Genomic DNA, 19,893 nt, shown 5'->3' on the forward strand with positions numbered 1-19,893 from the left:
TTTTATTGATTATACAGAGATTTGGCTTATCAGCCGGGTCTCTTTTTTATGGGCGGAGTAAATACCGGAAGAGGGCGGATGCAATGATTTCATGGGAATTATTAAATATTATTGGTACGATTGCTTTCGCTTTAAGCGGCGTGATTGTAGCGATGGAAGAACGATATGACATTATCGGTGTGTATATATTAGGTTTTGTGACGGCTTTTGGAGGGGGCGCGGTGCGTAATCTGTTGATCGGGGTGCCCGTTTCAGCTCTTTGGGACCAGGAGCTGCTTTTTACCATTGCTTTTCTTCTAATGACAGGGGCCTTTTTTCTGCCCCAGATCTGGTTCCGGCAGTGGACGAGATGGGGCGTCCTGTTCGATGCGGTAGGTCTTGCTGCATTTGCCGTCCAGGGGGCTATATTTGCTGCACAGATGGATCTGCCGCTGAGCGCTGCAATTGCTGCAGCCGCATTAACGGGAGCCGGTGGCGGGATCATCCGTGACCTTCTCGCCGGCCGCCGCCCGCTCGTATTGAGTCGTGATATATATGTAGCCTGGACGATTCCTGCCGGTTTATTAATAGGCAGCGGACTCATTGATCAATTCTTAGGCTATGTTCTTATTCTCGCCTCCATTGTTGCGCTCCGCATGTTGAGCGTTTATTATAACTGGCAGCTGCCCCGAAGACAGCTTCCAAGTTCATAAGCAAAGCCCGGTGCTTTCCGCACCGGGCTTTTTCCTATTTGTTTTCGTTTGTCTCAATCGGGAGATCCGGGTAGGAGGACCAGTCGCTCCAGCTGCCTGCATAGAGCCGCACATGATCAAATCCGGCTTCTTCCATGGCCAGGACGTTTACAGCCGCAGTTACGCCGGAACCGCAGTAAGAGACCACCTGATCATACTCCCCAAGCTCCTGGAAGTGTTCTTTGAGCTGGTGCGGGGTTTTCCATGTGTCTGACCCGCTTACAACATCACTCCAAAAATAGTGATCTGCGCCCGGAATGTGGCCGGCCTGCGGGTCTACTTCGTCTTTTTGTCCGGAATACCGTTCATAATCCCTTGCATCAATGAGCTTTGTTTTGTCATCATGCAGAGCTACTTTTACTTCTTCAATATGAACGAGCATATTCGGCTTTAATTCGGTCGTAAATATCTTTTTATCCGGCGCCGGAATGTTTGTATCTACCGGTCGCTTTTCTTTTTCCCAGGAAGAATAAGAACTGTTGAGCACATATACATGTTCATGCCCGAGATAGCGCAGCATCCACCATAGTCTGGCTGCCATTGCCCCGTTCTGATCGTCATAAACGACTACCTCTGTAGTAAGATCAATGCCCCACTCTCCTGCTTTGACAGCAAAGCTGTCCATATCCGGCAGCGGGTGCCTGCCTCCATGCTCTTCAGCAATATCAGATAAATCTTCTTCCAGGTGTGCATAGACTGCTCCCGGTATATGTCCTTTTTCATACTCCTGCCGCCCCTGTTCCGGCTCGCCAAGTGTAAAGCGGCAGTCTGCTATTACTGTTTTTGTTCCGAGCTTTTGTTCCAGTTCATCTGCTGTAATAAGATGCTTCACCTTTATCCCCTGCTTTCCTTCTCTTTCCAGGCGCTTTCCAGGCTCCGGAGTACATAATGGATAGATTGGTTCATCTCTTTAAATCTTTTTTCCTTTGTGTCCGGCTGAAAACACGTAACAGAAGCGATCGTCATATTCTCGTGCGTATCTTCGAGCTGCTTTTGATGCAGATAAACCGGCTGTTCTTTTAGTACCCATTCTGAAGCAAGTGAAAACCACTCATCGGCGAGCGTTTTCACTTTATCAGCAAAAGGTTTGACCGTTTCAAAAAAATAGTCTCTATTTTTCGCATGTTCCATGCGTTCTTCATAATAGCGCAGCATCGCTTCATTCTGCTCAAGAAGCTCTTCTGTCACTTCGATTAGTCTATTCATGCCAAAGCCTCCTTAATCGTTTTCATGAAGTCTTTGGGCTACCGTTTCCGGCTGAATCGCGGAAAGCATGACGTGGTCACTGTCTGATAGAATAATGCTTCTTGTTTTTCTGCCATTCGTCACGTCGATCAGCATTTTTCTTTCTCTTGCTTCCTGTATCATCCGTTTTGTCGGCGCTGAATCAGAACTCACAATCGATACGATCCGATCCGAAATAACCATGTTTCCAAACCCTATATTAATTGCTTTTTCTGTCATGATATCCCCCTTTTTCTTTCCTATGTAATCGTAACATGAAAGTTCATTCCTCTGTCCACCCCCCGCCGCATTCTTCTGATTCTCACATTGTGCAGTTTGTGCTATTATAGTAGAGATGTCATGCCATTCGTAAAGCAATGAAAGGAGCGAATCATTAATGGCATTCCGTTATCCAAATGGAAAAAAATATACACCGCTCTCCCATGAGAAGAAAAAAAAGCCTGTCCCTGTCTCTGCCAAAGATTATGCAAACCGGGGCATGTCGCTTGAAGAAGATATTAACGCCACTAATGAATATTATCTGGAGATGAATATAGCCGTTATTCATAAGAAACCGACGCCTGTACAGATCGTTAACGTCGATTATCCTTCCAGAAGCGCCGCCAAAATCACGGAAGCTTATTTCAAACAGGCTTCCACTACCGATTATAACGGCCTTTATCAAGGACGCTATATTGATTTTGAAGCAAAAGAAACCAGAAACAAAACATCCTTCCCGATGCGTAACATCCATGATCATCAGGTGGCGCACATGAAACGGATCATAGATCAGGGAGGGATTGCATTTCTGCTCATCCGCTTTACGTTGTTAGAAGAAGTATACTTTTTTGAAGCCCGCCACTTTCTGGAATGGTATGACAATAGTGACACACGTAAATCCATTCCTAAAGCAGCGTTCGAAGAAAACGGCTACCTTGTTCCCCAAAGCTATCAGGCCAGAGTCGATTACTTACAGATAATCGATTCCCACTACACATAGGAATGTAACTTTTTTAAAAGATCAGCGACTAACGGCTGCTGATCTTTTTGAAAGCAGGATCGAAGAAAGGAAGAATAACTACATGAGTAACGAATACCGTTCCCGCCAGGATAGGCGTAAATCTTCAAAAAGCAGAGGCGCTGAAAAGAAGCCTGCCAAGAAAAAAAGAGGCCTGCCTCTATGGAAGAAATTATTTATGGCTTTGATCGCCGCCGCCCTTATCGTAATGACCATCGGGGCCGTAACCGCCGTTGCCATGATCAGCGGTGCACCGGACCTTGATCCGGAGCAGCTTGTTCTCTCGGAAGCGGCGGAAATATACGACCAGAACGGGGATCAGATTACGCGTCTGCAGTCCGGGGAAAACCGGACGCTTATCGATATTAATGAAGTACCCGATGATGCAAAAGCGGCGTTTATCGCCGTAGAGGATGCCCGGTTTTATGATCATTTCGGCATAGATTTCCGCCGTCTCGGCGGTGCCCTGCTCGCTAACGTTTCCGATGGATTCGGGGCAGAAGGTGCCAGTACGATTACCCAGCAGGTTGTTAAAAACGCCTTCTTATCTCCAGATAAAACAGTCGCAAGAAAAGTTCAGGAACAGTATCTGGCTGTCCAGCTTGAACAGCAGTACAGCAAGGATCAAATCCTGGAGATGTACTTGAACCTTATTTATTTTAACCAGGGAGCCTACGGCATCGGCGAAGCCTCCAGTATTTACTTTAATAAAGAAGCAGCCGAGCTGGAAATTGAAGACGCAGCATTACTCGCTGCTATCCCAAGACGCCCAAGCTACTATGACCCTCTTCAGAATCCGGAAAATTCGCTGGAGCGCCGGAATCTTATTATTCATCTAATGGAAGAACAGGATTTCATTACAGCGGAAGAGGCGGAACAGGCATCCAGCGTTCCGTTGGAAGACCAGCTTGACCATACCCCTTCCGAGGAAGGTGCTGTCTATGATTCCTTTATCAGCCATGTGCAGAATGAACTTGAAAACATAGAAGGAATTACTTCCACCGATTTATATTCTGCCGGCATGCGGGTGTATACGACACTTGACCGCGATGCTCAGGATTATGGTGAAGAAGTGGTTCAGTCCAATGAACAAATAGCGGGCTTTCCGGATAGTGAAGAATTTCAGGTCGGCTATTCATTAATAGACACCGAAACCGGTGCCATCAAAGCGATGGTCGGCAACCGCCAGGGAGCTGATGTTGCCCGCGGCTTTAACTACGCGACCGGGGCGAACGCCGATGCCGGCTCGACTATTAAGCCTATCGTCGACTACGGTCCGGCCATTGAGAACAACCAATGGTCCACGTATCATCAGCTTACGGATGCAGAACACTCTTATTCAGATGGCACACCGATACGAAATGCTTCCAGAAACTACGCCGGGGAAGTCAGCATGCGTGAAGCACTGACCCGTTCATTGAATATTCCGGCACTTAAAGCTCTTCAGGAAACCGGCCTTCCGGAAGCAGAGGAGTTTGCTGAAGGACTCGGCATTGAATTTGATGAATTCTACGAATCCGCCGCCCTTGGTTCATTTGAACCCGGCGTGTCAAGTCTTGATATGGCCGGAGCCTACGCGGCTTTTGGCAATGGCGGTACGTACAATGAACCACATGCTATTACCCGGATTGAATTTCCGGATGGTCGTGAAATAGAAATGGAGCCGGAATCCACTGAAGCGATGAGTGATTACACGGCTTACATGATGACAGATATGTTAAAAGATGTAGTGTCTGAGTCATCCGGAACCGGACAGGCAGCAAACATCCCTGGTCTTCCTCTTGCAGGAAAAACCGGGACGACCAACTTTACCCAGGATGAACTTGATGCGAACGGCATTCCGGAAGGCGGCGTGCCTGATGTCTGGTTCACCGGCTATACGAGCCGGTATACCGCTTCCGTCTGGACCGGATTCAGCGGCCAGCGCGGAGCCAATTATATGAATGAATCCGAACGGGAAATTGCGAAAGAAATATTCAGGCTTACAATGGATGATATCTCTGCCGGAATCGATACACCAGATTTTGAAATGCCGGATTCTGTAGAGGAAGTAGATTTAGTTAAAAGCACAGGAGAGCGGGCCACCGGCTCCACGTCTTCATCTGATATTACAACCGAGCTGATTGTCAAAGGCAGCAATCAGGACTTGACCGCTCCACCTTCCGAGCCCGACATCGGCTCCAGTGATGATGCCGGCGAAACGGATAATGCACCAGTAGAAGAAGTTCCGGTAGAAGAACCGGTCCAGGAAACAGAAGAAGCACCAGAAGAAGAGGCTCCTCCTGAAGAGGAAGCAACCGAAGAAGAGGAAGTTACGCCGGAAGATGAACCTGAAGATGGGGAGTCTTCCGACGGAACAGATGGCACGACAGAAGAAGAAAGCACAGAAACAGAGGATGAACCTGCTGACTCAGGCGGTACGGAAACAGAACCTTCCGAAGACAACGGCGGCCAGAACAGTGGTAACACCGAAGAAGGCAACTCCGGTGAAACCGATCAGGGCAGCGGCGGGTCTTCCACGGAAGAGTCAAGCCCCGATGAAGGAGCAGAATCCAATAGTGCACCAGAGGATGAAGGATCTGCTTCATCCAACAGTGTGCCCGATTCTTCAGAAGAAGAATCAACCGATTAAGCAGTATTATATAAATACAAAAAGAGAGCAGCCTGCCGGGGCTGCTCTCTTTTCGGATTGTCGAGAAACTATTTCACCTTGGATATCTATATATGATATCGAATTCTATTAATACTTTGTTGGAGGGGTGACTCCTGCAGAACAGCCATTGGTGAAGATAAAGAGGTCGTTCTTTTCCTCTTTAGCTGAGGTATGACCTGCGGAAAGCACCCCTATATAGGCTTTTGTATAAAAATACGTATTTATTGTCTTTTTGTACGTCGTTAGGTTTTATTTCCAAATACTTTTACTGGTTTTCAAATTCGGCTTTCAGCCAGTCTGCTTCTTCTTCGATAAAAGATTTTTTGTTAATATCGTAGAGCCATTTCAGGCGCTCCAGCTCATCGTTCAGCTGCTGTTCGAAGCCTTGAGCGGCCCTGGTTTCCAAATCAGCCGTAATCGCTTCTGTTTCTTTTACAAGCAGCTCCTGGTAAGTTTTGACGATCGTATTCATCTGGGAACGAATATCGCCGGACACCTGCTGTTTCATATCCAGGTTCACTTTATTTTCAAAAAAATCACGGCTCGAACGAAACATTGACACGTACACTTCTTCTTCAAGAGACGGGAAGGTAATCGGTGTTTCCCATTCTTTCCACTCCACCTCCGGAACATCCAGAAGCGGCAGTTCTTCTTTCCATTTATCTGCGGTAAGATTCATTTCCTGCATCGTTTTTTTCTTTACAAGGGATTCTATCCGTATATGCAGGGTTTCTTTTTCCTGCATCACAAACTGGCGTACAAATCCATCCACTTCTCTAATACCATTTCTCAGCTGCTCTTTCTGCTGCTTCTTGGATGAGGCCGAAATGACAGCAGGATTCACTGCCATCGAGAAGTAATCGTTCATTCCGAATGTTACCCGGTCAATTAAGTAAGCACACTGTTCCTCAATTTCCTGCAGAAAGGTCGGCAGGTGCGGGTGCAGGGAAAGCTCCTGCAGTTCGCTTTTTTTAGCATGAACAGCCTGTTCCTGTTTCCGCTTTTTATTTTCCAGCTCAGCTGTGTCCCTATTCATAGCCTGCAGCGTACGCTGCAATTCTTTTGTTATGCTGGAAATGCGGTTTTGGATAGCTGCCAGATGGCTGGAACGGAGGTCGTGCCAGACTGAATTAGTGAACTGTGTTTCAAAGTCCTGAAACCCGCTCGATACAGCCCTGTTGCCCTCCTGTTTATCCGTTAACGCCTGTTTGCTTGATACAGCAGTAAGACGCGGTGCTTCAAATCCATTCCGCTTTAACTGATCGCGCACATGGCTTTTTACTCCATTTAGTTCGGCAGGGCTGTCCGCGAGATCCGCTGCATTTATTAGGAAAAACAGCTTATCCTGGGAGAAGCTCTCATTAGCCCGGTTCAGCTGCTGCAAAAAGATCTGGTCGGCTTTGGAAAAAGCATGGTTATAGTACGTTACGTAAAAAATAGCATCGGACTGTCTGATCTGCTCGAAGGCGACATTCGTATGCCTTCCGTGAATGGAGTTAACTCCGGGTGTATCAATAAGTTCCAGACCTTTTCGTGTCCAGTCGCAGTCATAATATACGATTACCTCTTTAATCATGGAGGCTTTCTCTTCCTGAGCCACCCAGTCCTGAAGCTCGTCCAACAGAATGGTTTTTTTCGTTCCCAGGTCCTGTTTGTAGCGGTTTATACTTTGCTGCAGCGTGTATAAGTGCTGATAGTATGTCCTCAGCCGGGCATTAGCCTGCTGGCCGGATGGGCGTTTCCAGTTTTTCAACGTGTGAAACGTCCAGCTTTCGCCGATTTCTTTGGAGACAGCCTGTATTTCTTTATCCAGAAATAATTCTTCTTTTAAATGCAGATCCACCGTTCCGTGTTCATGCGTATCATCACTCTTCAGCACACGGTTTATCGCCGCGGTCGTTGGGTGTGGAGACACCGGAAGCACATTACTGCCGAGCATCGCATTAATAAAGCTTGATTTCCCTGCGCTGAATGCCCCGAATAAAGAAATTTTAATATGGTTGTTATTATACTGGTTTACTTCACGTCTTAAGGCCTGCTTCTCTTTTTGAAACAGCGGCTTTTCAATAAATTTTTCTAAATAAGATTCTACTGCAGGAATAACCGATTCATCCATTTGTCTAACTGCCGCTGCTTCCTCCGTATATTCTTCTGCGCTGATCAGGCTTTCCGTCTCCTGCACGATGTGCATTTCCGGAATGTCCTGAGGCGCTTCCTGTACGGAGGCCTGTTCAATCTGCTCCTGCAGTGCTTTGGATTCGTTTTGTTTCAGCCAGTTTCGGGCCGCCTGTTTTTTTGCTTCCAGCTGCTGTTTTGTTTCTTTCCACTGCTCCCACCACTGTTTGTACGCCGCGGAATGCTCTGCTTCCTGCTTCTGTTGGGAGGCACGATTTTCATAATACGTATGCACCGCTTCCTGCAGCGTATCAAACAGATCAGCTGACTGTGTTTTTAAATGGCGGGCTGCGGACTGGGATACCTGATCGATAAATGTATACAAAAATTGGCGGTCGGTCGTCTGGGAAGAAATAAACGAGCGTAGAAATGCAGAGTCTGCTTCAAACGATACACGTTGAATGGCTTCTTTATTTGTATTAAAAAGCTCTTCATCATATGTTTCCATTTGATTTAACAGATCGCGGAGGTGAAAGACCATTTGTTTTTTAATTTTTTCGTTTAGATCCGCACAAAGTTCTGCTTCCCTTTTTTCTCTTTCCGCTTCAATTTTTTTCTTTGATTTAAGTAGTCCTCCTGTTTTGAAACCGGGATCCATACTTTCCAGCCATGATTTTGCTTTTTCAGTCGTTGTATGTGGAAAAAGAATCGCATTTTCCAGTATCTGCTTTCTTTCTTTTGCCGTGTGCGCCAGCTTTTCTTTTTTCTCCGCTTCTTCTTTGGAACGGTCTTCACCGGCTCTGTCTATTTTCTGAAGAACCGCCGGGTCCATGCCCTCCGCCTGCACTTCTTCTTCCCATTTCTCCCAGGCTTCTTCCTGCTCATCTTCAAGCTGTTCGAGAAGATCATATACGGCTGCTGTTTCGAGTGCCTGGATGCTTGGCGCTTTCAAGGATTCGCTGTGATACAGAACGGACTTAATAAACCGGGTAAAGTCCTGTTTTTGATTTAAAGGGTGGGACTCTTCTTTCATCGAAGTAAAAAACAGCGATAAAATACGTATATTGGATTTTGCCAGCATATTTCTTACCGCATTTTCAAACGATTGGATGCTTAACTCTTTGTCATTATGTTTATCAATTTGATTAATAACGAGAACAATTGGTTTTTTCTCTCTGGATAACTGCTGCAGAAACTCAATATTTGTTTCGGACTGTACATGATTGTAATCGGTCACGTATACAATCATATCTGTCGTAAACAGCTGGGAGGCTGTTATTTTCTGATGGTCCGGGTCCGTAGAGTCCACACCGGGCGTATCAATAATGGCTGCATGGTCGTCAAGAAAAGGAAACGGCCCGTAAATTGTCATTTCTTTAATCGCATTGCCGTCCATTCCCCATTTTCTTGCTTTATCCCAGGGGATTTCCTGCTCCCATTTGCGCGTGCTGCCACCCTGGTCCACCAGCTCAAGCGCCACCTCACCCTTTTTAATCGAAATAATGTTGGCACTGGTTGGAATAGGACTTGTAGGAAGTATGTCATGGCCGAGAAGATCATTGATTACGCTTGATTTACCGGCGGAGAAATGACCGCAGAACGCGAGTTCAAAAGAGTTCTTTTCAGACTTCTCCTGTAGTGCCTCCCTCCGGCGGAGGCTTCTTTGTTCAAATAAATCTTCCCAGGTTGATACCGCTGTGTTTTCCACCTTGAATGACCCCCCTCTTTCTTTTTCTTTACTGGTTACGTTTAAGTACAGCAGCCTTCCGGCGGCATTCTTCATAAAGTTCATTAAGCTGGGCAAAACTGTGATGATGCACGGGCCGGCTGCAGATAAAGTCGATGCGTTCCCTCCCGTTCACAGGAAGTATGTCCAGTTCGTCCCAGCTGCCTGCATCAAGGCCCGCCGGCCGGCCGTTCATCCAGAAAAAACTTTCTATTAAACCGGAGATGGCGGGAACGATTAATGGATTGGCTTTTTTTCCTTCTCCTGCGGCAATAAGGTCTTTTATTTCTGTTTTTGTCTGCTGCCAGTACAGCTGCCACTGCTCTATCGAAGCAAATGGATCTTCCCATAAGGCGAAACCCTCGTGGCCATTTTGAAAAGCAATTTCAGCTAAAAAGGGATAAATGCCCATTTCCTCTTTCCAATCGGTGGAACCCGCCTGAATTGAAACAGCCTCTTTTTGATAAAAAGGAGGGGTTTTCCACTCGGAATAAATCATTAATTCAGGCATGGGCCTGGAGTTTCTTCATCCGCTTCGTGCCTTCACGGCAGAGAAGGAGAAGAGGACAATCCTCGCACTTGGGACGCTGGGCCCGGCAGTGATAGCGTCCAAAGAAAATAAGCCGGTGATGGGAATCAGACCACTTTTCTTCCGGTATTTTCTTCATAAGGGTCTTCTCGACTTCTGTCACGGAGTCTTTCCAGCGGCAGATACCAAGCCGTTTGGATACCCGCTCTACGTGTGTGTCTACCGCGATTGCTGGCATTCCAAAGGCGACGGATGCCACTACGTTCGCTGTCTTTCTTCCTACTCCGGCAAGTTCCATCAGCTCCTCACGCGTTTTCGGGACTTCGCCGTTGTGCTGTTCGATCAGCGATGCACAGAGCTTCTGGATGTTTTTTGCTTTGCTGCGGAACAGGCCGATCGAACGGATATCCTTTTCAAGTTCTTCCTGCTCGACTTTTGTATAGTCTAAGGGGCTTTTGTATTTTGCAAACAATCCAGGGGTTACTTTGTTTACTAAAGCGTCCGTGCACTGCGCCGAAAGCACGACCGCAATCAGCAGCTCAAATGGATTGGCATGAACCAGTTCGCATTCGGCCTCCGGGAACATTTCCTCAATGATATCCATTGCCTCCGTCGTTTGTTTGTTCGTCAGCATGCTGTTTTTCCTCCATTATTCATCAAGCCAGTTTATATTCGGATACGAAGCCGGCTTGTTTTTTTCTTTCTGCTGGGGGGGCTGAACCTGGTTTCTCCGGTACGTATCATTGTGCGCTTTTGCCTGTTCTTCGGTCTTAATACCGCGCCGGTGCCATTCAAGCAGAATCCGGTCAATGTAGCGCAGGCTGAGCGTCTGTGACATCACGGCTTCTTTCAGTGCTGCTTTGATCATATCCGGTGTATAGTGGTCCTGGTCAAACCATACGCTGATTGTTTCTGACTCCATCGGCGAAAGCGGACGGGACAGTTCTTTTTCAAACATTGCGTAGATTTCTCCTTCTTCGGTTACATCTTTATGGGCCTTCTGCTGCTGCCTTTCTGATGTAATGGACTCCACGATCCGTTCGTAAAGCGGGCGCAGCGAATAGGTTTCAAAGCGCACCCGCTCGTTATTTTCCCGTTCCTCTATCGTAATAAAGCCGTGGGCGACCAGGTGGCGGAGTGCTTTTGCGCACTGTTCGGCTGTAATTGTCATTTTTGCTGCAATGGCATCGGGTGTCGGGAAAAATTCTCCTTCTTCCATAAAGCGGTGCAGATGAAGCAGGATCATCATTTCAGAATCAGAAATGTCCATCTGATTGTAATGATCAAATAAAAATTTAGGGACACTTAAATACCCGCTGTGCATAATATCAATAATATCCGATTGTTCCATGAGCCGATCTCTCCTTCTGCCATGTTTCATTTTATCATTTACCTATAGGACTTAAAAGCAAAACCCTCACAGTAGAGGGCTTTGCTTTAAGGGCTGCAGCTATTGGTTTATGGGTAAAGCCTGTTTAACAGACGCGGGAATGGAATGGTTTCTCTTACATGTTCAATACCGGACATCCATGCAACGGTCCGTTCCAGTCCCAGACCAAATCCGGAGTGCGGTACAGATCCGTACTGACGAAGCTCCAAATACCAGCGGTAAGCATCTTCGGAAAGACCGTGTTCTTCAAACCGCTGTTCGAGCAGATCGAAATCGTCAATACGCTGACTGCCGCCGATAATTTCGCCGTAGCCTTCCGGTGCAATAAGATCCGCACACAGCGCTACTTCCGGATTTTCAGGATCCGGCTTCATATAGAACGATTTAATGCCAAGCGGATAATGCGTAATGAACACCGGCTTGTCATAAGATTCTGCGATAGCCGTTTCGTGAGGCGCACCAAGGTCTTCACCCCAGGTAATATCAAATCCTTTTTCTTTTAGAAAAACGATGGCTTCATCATATGTGAGGCGTGGAAACGGTGCCTGGATCTGCTGAAGCTTCGTAATATCGCGTTCCAATGCTTCGAGTTCCAGCGGACAATGGTCGATAACGCTTTTTGCAATATGCGATACGTACTGCTCCTGGATCTGCAGACTTTCTTCGTGATCCGTAAACGCCATTTCCGGCTCTATCATCCAGAATTCGATTAAATGGCGGCGCGTTTTTGATTTTTCGGCCCGGAATGTAGGGCCAAATGAAAAAACGCGGTTGAATGCCATCGCGGCGGCTTCAAGGTAAAGCTGCCCGGACTGGGAAAGGTAGGCATTCTCATCAAAATATTTAGTGTGAAATAAGTTTGTTGTGCCTTCTGCTGAATTACCTGTCAGTATAGGCGGGTCAATTTTGACAAACCCTTCTCTGTCAAAAAAGGCATATGTTGCCCGGATAATTTCGTTACGGATACGCAGAATAGCATGCTGTTTTTTGGAACGCATCCACAAATGGCGGTGATCCATTAAGAATTCCGTACCGTGTTCTTTCGGAGTGATCGGATAATCGACGGCTTCATGAATAATTTCAAGCCCTGTTACCTGCAGTTCGTAACCGGACGGAGAACGTTCGTCGGTTTTTACGATTCCTTCCACGTACATAGAGCTTTCCTGTGTTAATCCCTTTGCTTTTTGAAACAGGTCTTCGCCTACATCACTTTTGACTACAATTCCTTGAATAAAGCCTGTACCGTCCCGAAGCTGCAGAAAAGCAATTTTTCCGCTTGAACGTTTATTGGCAAGCCAGCAGCCAAGCGTAATCGTCTGATCTACGTGCCGGCTGATTTGTTCTATCGTTGGTTTCATTTTCCGGACCTCCTGTTAATCCTTAATCTTTTCTAAAGCTGTAGCGCTTAATAAATTCTCCGTCTGCCATCCGGATATAGTAATACTGAAGCCTGCCGTCTGCTTCGTATACTCCCTCATAGACCGGTACGCCGTCTTCTATTCCCGGCGTCACTTTATTTATTCGTTCCAGGTTGTTGTCTTCCATAATACGGGATTCAGCTTCTTCCACCGTAAGCGCCTCTGCGGCATTTATCCGGTCGACTGCCTCTTCTTCATTTAAAAATACCCAGTCGCGGCTGTCGTCTTCATTTGTGACTAATGTACTGTATAAAAAAGTGCTCCCATTATATATGAACACGTCATCCACGCTTTCGACATTTTCTTCTTCGAGCGCCAGTTCTTCGCCCTGGGCTCGTTCTTCCAGAAGAGGTCCTCGTGCAATCAGAAGAAAAATAAACACTGCAGCTAAAAACAAACCAGCTGCTGCAGGCAGAATAACATACCATTTTTTCAGCATAGATCTGCCTCCTTTATGTGCGGTAGATCGTAAATACCATATACTCCGGATCTTTTTCATCCAGAGAAAGCCCAAACATTAAATCATCGTCTTTTAAGGTTCTGTTTAAGGTGTCTACTATTTTGTACACGTCATCTGCGGCTTTAAACCGCGTTGTTGCCATTACTTCAATTTGATCACTCATGTTAATCCTCCTATTTTCTGCTTTGATATACTTTCTCCAGTTTATCAAACTGCCGGTTTACGTTATAGAGGATTTTTTCTTCATCCATCGTAAGCAGCTCCCGGTCTTTCATTAAACGATGCCCGTTTACAAACACATCCGTTACATCCCTGCCGGAAGCAGCGTAGACGAGATGCGAGGAAATGTTCTGCTTTGGCTGCAGATGAAGCTCCTCTGCATTAATAAACAGAAAATCAGCATCTGCCCCTGGTTCCACCGTACCCGCATTTCCAAATCCAAGGGTCTCCGCCCCATTTTTAGTCGCCATTTTATAAAGTTCTTCAGAGGAAATGACAGCTGGATTTTCATGAGATGCTTTCTGCATAAATCCGGCCATCCGCATTTCCTCAAACATATCCAGGTTATTATTGGACACGGTGCTGTCCGTACCGATAGAAATCGCCAGGCCGTTTTCTTTCATCTGCATCATCGGCATGATGCCTGAGCCCAGTTTAGCGTTGCTCATTGGATTGTGGGAAATATAAGCAGGCTTTTCTTTAAGCTGCTGCATTTCCTTTTCGCTCATATGAACCGTATGCGTAAGAATGGTCTTTTCCTCGAAAAATCCCATATTCATCAAATCCTCAAATAAATCGACGCCGTTTTCTTTCTCGTAATCTGTTTTCTCGCGGCGTGTTTCCATTAAATGAATGCCGAGCGCCCACTTTTTGTCATGGGCGGCCTTTACTACTTCCTTCATGAAATCCGGTGGACACGTATAGGGGGCATGTGGAAACATCATTCCTTTAATACGGGATCCGCCTTCTGTGTCCCATTTTTCTCCAAGGTATACAGCTTCATCGAGACGCCGCTGCTGTTCAGGCTGATCAACTAAACCAATCATGGCACGTGCCAGCACTGCCTTTAAACCGGAATCCTGAGTGGTATGGAAGACCGCATCCATATCGACGTGATACATATCCTGAAACGCTACCGTTCCCGAACGGATCATTTCAGCCTGAGCCAGCATGGTTCCTGCCTCTGACACTTCTTTATCAAACAGCGCTTCCCTTGGCCAGATGTTATTGCCAAGCCATTCCTGCAGCACGACATCATCGGATACGCCGCGCAGGAGCGCCATTGGCGTGTGACCGTGGGTATTGTACATGCCCGGGGTCAGCCACCTTCCTTTTCCGTCAATGATTTCTTCTCCAGCCTGCAGATCAGGCTCTCCACTGCCTATGGCTGCAATTTTTTCGTCTTCAACCCGAAGCCATTGATCATAAGAGACAGCATTATCCTGATCTCCTCGAACAATATGAACATTTTTTATAGTGTAACGCATGGTTATCTCCTTTATTAATTAATTTCGTTATAAAAATCATGAATATAGTTTAACAGCGCATCTGACTGTTTATGCACAACCGGCATATCCGGCAGGGAATCTAAAAACGCCGGCCCGTACGACGCTGTCATGATTCGTTTATCAAGCACGACGACGGTCCCCCGGTCCGAGTGTCCCCGGATCATCCGGCCGAACCCCTGTCTAAAACGAAGGATTGCCTGCGGCAGAGACATTTCCTGGAATGCACTGCCTCCCCGTTTTTCAATCCGCTGCATTTGAGAATGAATAAGTGGATCTCCGGGGGGAGAAAATGGCAGCCTGGCAATAATTAAACAGCGCAGCTGATCTCCCGGTAAATCAATTCCTTCCCAAAAAGCATTTGTTCCTAAAAGAATCGTCCGCTTGTTCTGCTGGAACGTTTTGAGCAGTTTGCTTTTACTGCCGCTCTGAATGCCCTGGGCTATAATGGTGAAACTATTCATTTCATCCCAGTCCCGGAGCATATAATACGTGTCGGACAGCATATCAAAAGAAGTAAACAAAATAAGCACTCTGCCTTCTGTAACAGAAGCGGTATGATAAATAAAGTCAGCCATCGCTTCTACATACCCGCTCGCCCGAACGCCGGGGAAATCACTTGGTATGAGAAGAGCGGAGCGGTTCTTATATGAATACGGCGAAGGAATGTACAACGTTTCCGGTGTAAAATCCTCCAGTCCCCATTTTGATACAGCATAAGAAAAGGACTGTTCGACCATCAGCGTAGCAGACGTCATAATAACACTGCTTTTGGCGCCGAACAGTTTATCTGCAAGATCATCTGAAACATCCAGCGGACGTTTGTAAACAGCTACTCCGTTTGCAGCCCCTTTATGGTCAGCTTCCATCCAGTACACGTGGTCTTCTTCCTGCACGAGTGTTACCTGGCTGAGCTCGCTGAATGCCTCACTAAGGTCATCTGCGGTCTGCTGAAAATCCGTAAGCAGGGCTTCATTATAATCTGAATGGATCGTATTTTTCTGTAGAATCTGCTTAAAATACGTCCATTCTTTTTTCTCCTCCTGAAAGATCATCTCGAGGCGGTGGACCGCTTCCCTCGCTGCTCTCCAGGCCGGTCCGTTCTGAGCCGCGGGCTCGTAGCGGTAGAGCATTCGTCCTACATCCGTGCGCCCGGAATGGCTGTTTTTCATACAAATCTGCCGCAGAAGTCGAAACAGTTCACTGCACTCATATTTCAAGAGGGCGATGTGGTCCCGGCGTTTTTGATACCAGATTTCTGTCAGTGCATGAACGGTTTCTTCTTCGATTAACTGCAGTTTAAAAAAACTGCCCTTCCCGGTACCGGCATCGATTTTGTTTAATAAATACTGGAATGAATAATAATCAACGTCTGCTCCGAGATGTTTGGAAGCCGCTTCTTCGATCTGATGCGCTTCATCTATAATAAGTCTGTCATAGGGCGGCAGTATACTGTTTCTGCGTTTCACATCCGAAAAAAGCAGGGCATGATTGACGATCACAATCTGGCTTTCGGCTGCCTGTTTTTTGGCACGTTCGTAAAAGCAGTAAGGAAACCACGAAGAGCCGGGTCCTGGTGCAGTCGCTCTCCGGCTGCATATTTTCTGCCAGATCGCATGATTATCTCCTCCGGCCCGGTTTAATTCATTTAAATCGCCGGTCTGTGTTTCAAGCAGCCATACGGTTACCTGCGCGAGGGCCAGTGCTTCATCGTGCGTGGCCACAGGTTCCTGCCACTGCATGGAAAAGCGGCGCAGGCATAGATAATGCTGTCTTCCTTTAAGAATAGATGCTTTGAATGAAAATGGCAGCATCGTTTTTAAAAAAGGAATGTCTCTTTCATACAGCTGTTCTTGAAGCGCATTTGTATAAGTAGAGATTACAATCTGCTCCTGCTGTTCAAGACTGCGGAAAACAGCAGGCGCTAAGTAGGCTAAAGATTTACCAGTTCCCGGACCCGCTTCGATTAAAGCATGGGAACGCTGAGAAAAGCAGGCCGTTATTTTATCTGCCATTTCCTGCTGGCCTTCCCTGAATTCAAACCCATCCCACTTCTCTGAGAAATAGCCGTCCCTGCTGAAAAGGGGCGGCATGGAAAGAGAAGGAAGCGTTTCTTTTACAGACGGTGCCTGTGGGGACTTTAACGCTATATTGTGTATTACTTGAATGTTCTCCGATTCTTTGAGCCGGAGGTTATTTTTTGCCTGCATAAATACCGGCTCCAAGTGGCTCTGCATGTATCTGGAAGCCGTCATCAGCTTCTGAAGGGCAGGAACCGGCAGTGTTTCTATTTTTCTTTTTATGGCAAGCCAGATTTCAGCCGTAACGATTGCATCGCTGTCTGCCTGATGCGGCCTGTCGTGGGAAATATCGAGCCAATCAGCGAGCTGGGTCAGCTGATAGCCGGGTGCTGTTGGGAACATGAAACGCCCGCATTCAACCGTATCAAGCGTCTGGCCCTGAAACAGAGGCAGACCGGCATTGGCTAACTCCGCGTTTAGTACACTTAAATCAAACGGAACGTTATGAGCTACCAGCACCGCATCTTCAAGCCAGGCAAGCATGGGTGCTGCTGCAAGAGCAAACGGTTCTGCTTTTTCCACATCTTCGTTTGTAATCCCTGTCAGCTCCATAATAAACGGGGGGATCGAATGAGCCGGGCGGATATAAGCAGAAAACGTGTCAACGATGGAATCATCTTCCATTAACACGGCTCCTATTTGAATAATATTATCTCCGGCCTGCGGCGCATTTCCTGTTGTTTCCGTATCAATTACTACATATTTTGGCAAGCTCATTCACCCCGTTATTATCGTTGCACGTTAACGTTCTGTTTCCAGCGTCGCTGCGTGTATTTCTTTATTAATGTACTGCTCAATTTTATTCTCTGCATTCAGCACCGCTATTTTAGGCTGCCACGAAGCAGCCTGTTCTTCTTCTATCATCGTATAGGCGATAATGATTACAGTGTCGCCCGGCTGCACAAGGCGTGCTGCTGCCCCGTTAAGACAGATGGTGCCTTCGCCCCGAGGTCCGGTTATAACATACGTTTCGAAACGTTCTCCATTGTTATTATTTACGATCTGCACTTTTTCGTTTTCCAGCAGATCGACGCTTTCCATTAATTCTTCATCAATCGTGACGCTGCCGACATAATGAAGGTTCGCTTCGGTTACTGTGGCCCGGTGCAGCTTTGATTTCATCATTGTTCTATACATGGCTCTTCTCCTTTTTTCCTGTCTGAACGTAAGGGGATACTGCTGGTACCGTTATATTGTCGATGAGCCGCGCTTTATTAAAATAAACTGCGCAGGCAATCACCCACATTTCACTTGTAGTATCCGATGGATCAAGAGAAGGAAAAGGCAGCGCCTCCACGTAGTCAATGCGTCCCGTCGTATGTGTGGTTAGATGCTCTTTTACAGCAGCCACTGTCTTCTGCGGCAGTTCACCGTTCTCCCAGAGCGTCCCGGCTTTTGTCAGAGCTGTATAGATGTGGGCCGCTTCCTGCTTTTCGCTGCTGCTTAAATACACATTGCGGGAACTTCTGGCCAGGCCTGATACTTCTCTTACGGTATCACAGATAATTAACTCTGTGTCCAGATGATAGTCACGAATCATATTTATCAGCACGGCTGCCTGCTGAATGTCTTTTCTGCCAAAATAAGCACGATCAGCCGGAACAATATGCAGTAGTTTATTAACGACAGTGGCCACCCCGTCAAAATGGCCCGGCCGGCTTTTTCCGCAGAGTACATCGGCCCCTTTTTTCACATGGATCACCGTCGTCATCGGGCGGGGGTACATTTCCTGAACGGACGGCAGAAACAAGAGGTCCACCCCATGCTTATCGGCTGCAGCGATGTCTTCTTGTTCAGACCGCGGATACGCCTCCAGGTCTTCGTTCGGACCGAACTGCAGGGGATTTACAAATATACTGGCCGCAGTGTATTTATTTTCTTCAGCCGAGCGTTTAAAAAGGGATGTATGCCCTTCGTGCAGAGCACCCATCGTAGGAACAAATCCGAGCGAATGGCCCTCTGCTTTCAGCCGGCTGACTTCTGATTTCATTTCCTGGATCGTACGGATTATTTTCATATGCCGGCACCTGTTGTTACTTTTTCCAGAATAGCTGTGGGCATCGTAAACGTATGGGACGCATCAGGAAACGAGCGCTCCTTTACTTCTTTTACATAATCCGCAAGCCCCGTATGAATGGATGGTTCCAGTTCAACAAATGCTTTGACAAAAGAGGGTACGTGCCCGTTTCCTATACCGAGAGCATCATGGTACACAAGCACCTGTCCATCCGTTTGGCTGCCGGCTCCGATTCCGATAACCGGGATAGAAAGGATGGATGTAATGTACGCTGCTAATTCACCGGGAACACACTCGAGTACAAGAGCAAAAGCCCCGGCCTGCTCCACCTGCTTTGCGTCTTCAATTAAGCGCGAGGCTGATTCTTCACTTTTTCCCTGTACTTTATAGCCTCCAAGCACAGCAAACGACTGCGGCGTTAATCCGAGATGGGACATGACGGCTACGCCTCCTTCTGTAAGAGCGGCAATCAAAGGAACAAATCCTCCGGCTCCTTCGATTTTTACAGCATCCGCTCCGCCGTCCTGAATCGTACGCCTTACGGCCGACACGGCTTCACCACGGCTTCCGCTGCAGCTTAGAAAAGGCATATCCGTGACGGTAAAAACATCAGGTGCCCCGCGTTTCACCGCCCGCGTATGCAATATCATATCATCTACTGTGACGGGCACCGTCGACGTGTATCCATGGATGACCATCCCTGCAGAATCTCCAACTAACAGCAGATCCATTTCTGCCTGCGCGCAGGCAGCAGCTGATGGGGCATCGTATGCGGTCATCATCGCTATCGGGATATGTTTCTGTTTTAACTTTCGTAATGTTGATGTGGTATGCATGCTAATCTCTCCTCCTAATTTATAGGGAGAAGGATGAAATACAAGATTCATCAAGTAATTATGCTTTCATCTTTCTCCGTCCCCGTCCATTGCCGGATCAAGGCAGACCAACCATTCGTCGTATCGGGCAGGCGGTACAGTTCGATAAAATCGATACTGTCCTTAAACGTTGAAGATGCATTTAGTATAT

Annotated in this window: 18 protein-coding genes; 3 read left to right on the forward strand and 15 right to left on the reverse strand. The window is 47.0% G+C overall.

All coding sequences use genetic code 11. The annotated features are described in order from the left end of the window. Window positions 1-86 precede the first annotated feature (86 nt). The gene (locus tag AC5W14_RS06640) at window positions 87-692 is read left to right on the forward strand and encodes a trimeric intracellular cation channel family protein (protein ID WP_496058939.1); all 606 of its coding nucleotides are present in this window, start codon (window positions 87-89) and stop codon (window positions 690-692) included. Window positions 693-726: 34 nt separating this feature from the next. On the opposite strand, the gene AC5W14_RS06645 is transcribed toward AC5W14_RS06640, so the two are convergent. Genes AC5W14_RS06645 through AC5W14_RS06655 form a run of 3 tightly spaced genes read right to left on the reverse strand, consistent with a single transcriptional unit; the run spans window position 727 to window position 2,195 of the window. Further along, a complete protein-coding gene (locus tag AC5W14_RS06645) occupies window positions 727-1,563 on the reverse strand; it encodes a sulfurtransferase (RefSeq protein WP_496193975.1) in 837 nt (278 codons plus the stop codon). Window positions 1,564-1,565: 2 nt separating this feature from the next. Further along, window positions 1,566-1,937 (reverse strand): YppE family protein, encoded by a 372-nt coding sequence (locus AC5W14_RS06650; protein WP_496058558.1) that lies wholly within the window; start codon window positions 1,935-1,937, stop codon window positions 1,566-1,568. 12 nt (window positions 1,938-1,949) lie between these two features. Continuing rightward, complete coding sequence (locus AC5W14_RS06655) at window positions 1,950-2,195, reverse strand: DUF370 domain-containing protein (protein ID WP_496058559.1); 246 nt, start codon at window positions 2,193-2,195, stop codon at window positions 1,950-1,952. Window positions 2,196-2,352: 157 nt separating this feature from the next. Between AC5W14_RS06655 and recU the strand changes: the two genes are divergently transcribed. Both recU and AC5W14_RS06665 read left to right on the forward strand, forming a co-directional pair. Then, window positions 2,353-2,955 (forward strand): Holliday junction resolvase RecU, encoded by a 603-nt coding sequence (recU, locus tag AC5W14_RS06660; RefSeq protein WP_496193976.1) that lies wholly within the window; start codon window positions 2,353-2,355, stop codon window positions 2,953-2,955. 82 nt (window positions 2,956-3,037) lie between these two features. Continuing rightward, window positions 3,038-5,605, forward strand: a complete 2,568-nt coding sequence (locus AC5W14_RS06665) for a transglycosylase domain-containing protein (RefSeq protein ID WP_496193977.1) — start codon at window positions 3,038-3,040, stop codon at window positions 5,603-5,605. Between the two features lie 286 nt (window positions 5,606-5,891). Here AC5W14_RS06665 and AC5W14_RS06670 read toward each other — a convergent pair whose 3' ends face one another. The 12 genes from AC5W14_RS06670 to panB form a co-directional block, all read right to left on the reverse strand. After that, entirely contained in the window at window positions 5,892-9,533 is a 3,642-nt protein-coding gene (locus AC5W14_RS06670) for a dynamin family protein (protein ID WP_496193978.1), read from the reverse strand. Next, window positions 9,478-9,978, reverse strand: coding sequence for a YpoC family protein (locus tag AC5W14_RS06675; RefSeq protein WP_496193979.1), 501 nt, complete (start codon window positions 9,976-9,978; stop codon window positions 9,478-9,480). Before AC5W14_RS06675 ends, AC5W14_RS06670 begins: the two co-directional genes overlap by 56 nt. Then, a complete protein-coding gene (gene nth, locus AC5W14_RS06680; protein WP_496058564.1) occupies window positions 9,971-10,630 on the reverse strand; it encodes an endonuclease III in 660 nt (219 codons plus the stop codon). Before nth ends, AC5W14_RS06675 begins: the two co-directional genes overlap by 8 nt. Before the next feature lie 15 nt (window positions 10,631-10,645). Then, entirely contained in the window at window positions 10,646-11,347 is a 702-nt protein-coding gene (locus AC5W14_RS06685) for a DnaD domain-containing protein (protein WP_496058565.1), read from the reverse strand. Between the two features lie 107 nt (window positions 11,348-11,454). Then, complete coding sequence (asnS, locus tag AC5W14_RS06690; protein ID WP_496193980.1) at window positions 11,455-12,744, reverse strand: asparagine--tRNA ligase; 1,290 nt, start codon at window positions 12,742-12,744, stop codon at window positions 11,455-11,457. Between the two features lie 22 nt (window positions 12,745-12,766). Next, complete coding sequence (locus AC5W14_RS06695) at window positions 12,767-13,243, reverse strand: hypothetical protein (RefSeq protein WP_496193981.1); 477 nt, start codon at window positions 13,241-13,243, stop codon at window positions 12,767-12,769. Between the two features lie 13 nt (window positions 13,244-13,256). Beyond that, the gene (locus tag AC5W14_RS06700; protein WP_496193982.1) at window positions 13,257-13,427 is read right to left on the reverse strand and encodes a YpmA family protein; all 171 of its coding nucleotides are present in this window, start codon (window positions 13,425-13,427) and stop codon (window positions 13,257-13,259) included. 10 nt (window positions 13,428-13,437) lie between these two features. After that, window positions 13,438-14,751 (reverse strand): amidohydrolase, encoded by a 1,314-nt coding sequence (locus AC5W14_RS06705; RefSeq protein ID WP_496193983.1) that lies wholly within the window; start codon window positions 14,749-14,751, stop codon window positions 13,438-13,440. 14 nt (window positions 14,752-14,765) lie between these two features. Further along, window positions 14,766-17,567, reverse strand: a complete 2,802-nt coding sequence (gene dinG, locus AC5W14_RS06710) for an ATP-dependent DNA helicase DinG (protein WP_496193984.1) — start codon at window positions 17,565-17,567, stop codon at window positions 14,766-14,768. A gap of 24 nt (window positions 17,568-17,591) precedes the next feature. Then, window positions 17,592-17,987 carry an aspartate 1-decarboxylase gene (gene panD, locus AC5W14_RS06715; RefSeq protein WP_496058571.1) on the reverse strand — a complete coding sequence of 132 codons (396 nt, stop codon included), beginning with the start codon at window positions 17,985-17,987 and terminating at the stop codon, window positions 17,592-17,594. Continuing rightward, window positions 17,980-18,867 (reverse strand): pantoate--beta-alanine ligase, encoded by an 888-nt coding sequence (panC, locus tag AC5W14_RS06720; RefSeq protein ID WP_496058572.1) that lies wholly within the window; start codon window positions 18,865-18,867, stop codon window positions 17,980-17,982. The genes panD and panC overlap by 8 nt, the downstream gene beginning before the upstream one ends. Then, the gene (panB, locus tag AC5W14_RS06725) at window positions 18,864-19,703 is read right to left on the reverse strand and encodes a 3-methyl-2-oxobutanoate hydroxymethyltransferase (RefSeq protein WP_496193985.1); all 840 of its coding nucleotides are present in this window, start codon (window positions 19,701-19,703) and stop codon (window positions 18,864-18,866) included. The genes panC and panB overlap by 4 nt, the downstream gene beginning before the upstream one ends. Window positions 19,704-19,893 lie beyond the last annotated feature (190 nt).

The organism is Sinobaca sp. TMA16-18, from assembly GCF_059510535.1.

Bases quoted from the DNA above. Each gene is read 5' to 3' on its own strand.
- panC (WP_496058572.1), bottom strand. From the start codon at position 18,867: ATGAAAATAATCCGTACGATCCAGGAAATGAAATCAGAAGTCAGCCGG.
- nth (WP_496058564.1), bottom strand. From the start codon at position 10,630: ATGCTGACGAACAAACAAACGACGGAGGCAATGGATATCATTGAGGAA.
- AC5W14_RS06695 (WP_496193981.1), bottom strand. From the start codon at position 13,243: ATGCTGAAAAAATGGTATGTTATTCTGCCTGCAGCAGCTGGTTTGTTT.
- panB (WP_496193985.1), bottom strand. From the start codon at position 19,703: ATGCATACCACATCAACATTACGAAAGTTAAAACAGAAACATATCCCG.
- AC5W14_RS06700 (WP_496193982.1), bottom strand. From the start codon at position 13,427: ATGAGTGATCAAATTGAAGTAATGGCAACAACGCGGTTTAAAGCCGCA.
- AC5W14_RS06650 (WP_496058558.1), bottom strand. From the start codon at position 1,937: ATGAATAGACTAATCGAAGTGACAGAAGAGCTTCTTGAGCAGAATGAA.
- AC5W14_RS06655 (WP_496058559.1), bottom strand. From the start codon at position 2,195: ATGACAGAAAAAGCAATTAATATAGGGTTTGGAAACATGGTTATTTCG.
- AC5W14_RS06685 (WP_496058565.1), bottom strand. From the start codon at position 11,347: ATGGAACAATCGGATATTATTGATATTATGCACAGCGGGTATTTAAGT.
- AC5W14_RS06705 (WP_496193983.1), bottom strand. From the start codon at position 14,751: ATGCGTTACACTATAAAAAATGTTCATATTGTTCGAGGAGATCAGGAT.
- recU (WP_496193976.1), top strand. From the start codon at position 2,353: ATGGCATTCCGTTATCCAAATGGAAAAAAATATACACCGCTCTCCCAT.
- asnS (WP_496193980.1), bottom strand. From the start codon at position 12,744: ATGAAACCAACGATAGAACAAATCAGCCGGCACGTAGATCAGACGATT.
- AC5W14_RS06670 (WP_496193978.1), bottom strand. From the start codon at position 9,533: ATGAACTTTATGAAGAATGCCGCCGGAAGGCTGCTGTACTTAAACGTA.
- panD (WP_496058571.1), bottom strand. From the start codon at position 17,987: ATGTATAGAACAATGATGAAATCAAAGCTGCACCGGGCCACAGTAACC.
- AC5W14_RS06675 (WP_496193979.1), bottom strand. From the start codon at position 9,978: ATGCCTGAATTAATGATTTATTCCGAGTGGAAAACCCCTCCTTTTTAT.
- AC5W14_RS06665 (WP_496193977.1), top strand. From the start codon at position 3,038: ATGAGTAACGAATACCGTTCCCGCCAGGATAGGCGTAAATCTTCAAAA.
- dinG (WP_496193984.1), bottom strand. From the start codon at position 17,567: ATGAGCTTGCCAAAATATGTAGTAATTGATACGGAAACAACAGGAAAT.